Raw genomic sequence first — 2,506 nt, forward strand, 5'->3', positions numbered from 1 at the left:
ATGAATCGTTTCATAGCACCCAACCAGGCTGGGACGATGCCGATATCCTACCTGGTCTGGCGTTTTTACACAGTCTGCGGCCAAAGCGGTCATGCGGCCAGTTACCTCAACACGACTGCAAGCCGACCCCAAGCGGTCGTTCGGGCTTTCAGTGAGCGTCCGATGGTCTTCGCCCAGCCGTGTCATATGCCTGTCTTAGGCGCGGTAAGAATCAATCGCAAACCGAGTGCTGAAATGGCGCAGGCAGCAACCCGATCAACCCATTTTTTTGCGCCCAGATACATCTCGCGTGGACCTTGAGCCGAGAAGCACAGTGCGACGATCGTGTACCACCCACATTCAATCGAAAAGACCAGGGGCGGCAGCACGAAATAGCACCAAAGTGGTGGATGCTGTGGAAGCAGTGCAGCAAAGATACTGCCGTACCAGATGGCCGTCTTTGGGTTGCTCAGTTGGGTGGTCAGGCCCATCCAGAACGACTTGCGTGCACTTCGGGATCGCGTCGCAAGCGTGCCGTCGACCATGATCGGACGATCGGCGCCCCGCCAGATTTTCGACGCAACGAAAATCAAATAAACGCCGCCCGCGATCTTAAGGCCAATATAGAGCCACTCAACGGATTGCAAAAGCGAGTAGAGCCCGGCTAGCGCGATGCAGCCGAAAAAGATACCTCCCGCGCCCATGCCAAGCGCCGTAGCAAGGCCATCGCGGCGAGACAGGCCAATGGCATTGCGCGCGACAAGCACGAAGCTTGGCCCTGGAATCATCGCACCTAGCCACAACGCGACGAGAATGGCGAAAACGGCAGCTGATGCGGTCATCGAAATCTCCCGAAGTAGAGATACCCCCTCGTTACGGTTAGGGCCTGCTCGATACGAGTGACGATTGTGACACTCCTTTTGAATGACCGGAAGTGGCCGATTCTGTTGAAAAACTAATTCATGCCCCTGCATCAGGCTTAACACGACTCATTTCTGTGCAAAATTTCAGCAAATCGATACGATTTTGCTCATTTAGTAGGCAAATTTGCCCAGGTTTTGCATGGCTTGTGGCGTTCTGCAGCAGTGGACCGAGTTTTTCAACAGAATAGGCCGTTAGCTGCCACTGTATCACTATGTCATCAATGACTGCTTTGGCCGGAGGCTGTGTGGAAACACGGTGAATTGTTGATACCAGAATGGTTGCGCCAACCTCTTTTGGGTTACCGATATTGGTCGCTGCACAAACCAGGCTATTTTGACGGGTAAAAAGGCCCTTTCAGGCCGCTACTGCCTCCATTAATCCGGCAAATCCGATGATCTTTATGACTCGCTTCATGTTGTAGGCGAGCACATGCAAACTCATTTCGGTACTCACCCGCTCCAGGGTTCGCGTCAGGAAATGGGTTGCTCCCATCCAGTCTTTCAGGGTGCCATAACGGATGCTCCACCGTCTGACGCCGTAGCTTCATCATGCCTGGTTGGGTGTCCAGACGCTTTTGCATCTCCTCCAGCACGGCTTCATGCTCCCAGCGTGTAACTCGACGGTATGAGCTGGGCGTACATTGCTCCTTGAGCTCGCAGCGGGGGCAATCTGAACTCCAGTACTTATGGATCAGTGCGCCACGTTCAGTCGTTGAGAAACGCCAGATCAACCAGCTACCAGCCGGGCAAACGTATTCGCCAGCAGTCGGATCAAACACAAAGTCCTCTTTGTCGGATCGACCTTCTGCCTTGGCTGCGGAAGTCATCGGTTTTGAGACCAACGGCACAATGCCGGCTTCCGCGCAGGCCCAGATCTCTTCCCCATTGAAGTACCCGCGGTCTGCAATGGCTTGAAGTTCACTAGCATGCATTGCGTCTTTGGCCTGTGTCGCCATCTTTGCCAATTGGCGACGATCACTGCCATTGTTGGTGACTTCGTGGGCAACGATGAGGTGGTGCTGGATGTCGACGGCGGTTTGAACGTTGTAGCCAACCAGCCCGCGGCTGGTGCTGGTTGCCATGGCTCGGGCATCCGGATCGGTCAGCGAAATTTGTCCTGAAGACCCTTGCTCCAGTTGCACCTGAATGTGCTTGAGCCTTTCGAGCCTGGTCTTTAGCGTGGCCATTTTCTGCTTAAGCCGGATTGTTCTGGCTTCGGCGATCTCAGGAGGCTGGCGATCTGCCGTTTCCATCGCGGAGAGATAGCGTTCGATGCAGTGATCGATTTCCTGCATGCGCTTCTCCAGCTTGCCACGGGTGAAGTTGCGGTCATGGGCATTCACGGCCTTGAACTTGCTGCCATCAATGGCGACGACGGCTTGCGTGAACAGATCCAGTTCCCGGCACAGCACGACAAACTGCCGGCAGACATTGCGTATGCCCGGACCGTTAGCTCGCCGAAAGTCGGCAATCGTCTTGAAGTCGGGAGAAAGCCGTTCAAGCAGCCACATCAGCTCGAGGTTCCGTTGCGTTTCTCGTTCCAGACGACGACTTGATTGAATCCGGTTGAGGTAGCCGTAGATGTACAACTTGAGCAAAACAGC

The 2,506-nt window shown here is 54.7% G+C and carries 1 protein-coding gene and 1 pseudogene; both read right to left on the minus strand.

Annotated features, from left to right (window positions below; all coding sequences use genetic code 11):
* Positions 1-182: 182 nt before the first annotated feature.
* Positions 183-821 (minus strand): LysE family translocator, encoded by a 639-nt coding sequence (locus tag ACZ2IA_RS22635; protein WP_470294846.1) that lies wholly within the window; start codon positions 819-821, stop codon positions 183-185.
* A 436-nt stretch (positions 822-1,257) separates the two neighbouring features.
* Positions 1,258-2,506: pseudogene (locus ACZ2IA_RS22640) on the minus strand (IS1182 family transposase); the annotation flags it as partial.

This window comes from Crenobacter sp. CS_VA4, assembly GCF_055597485.1.

Coding starts and splice junctions, on each gene's coding strand:
- ACZ2IA_RS22635 (WP_470294846.1), bottom strand. CDS start 821: ATGACCGCATCAGCTGCCGTTTTCGCCATTCTCGTCGCGTTGTGGCTA.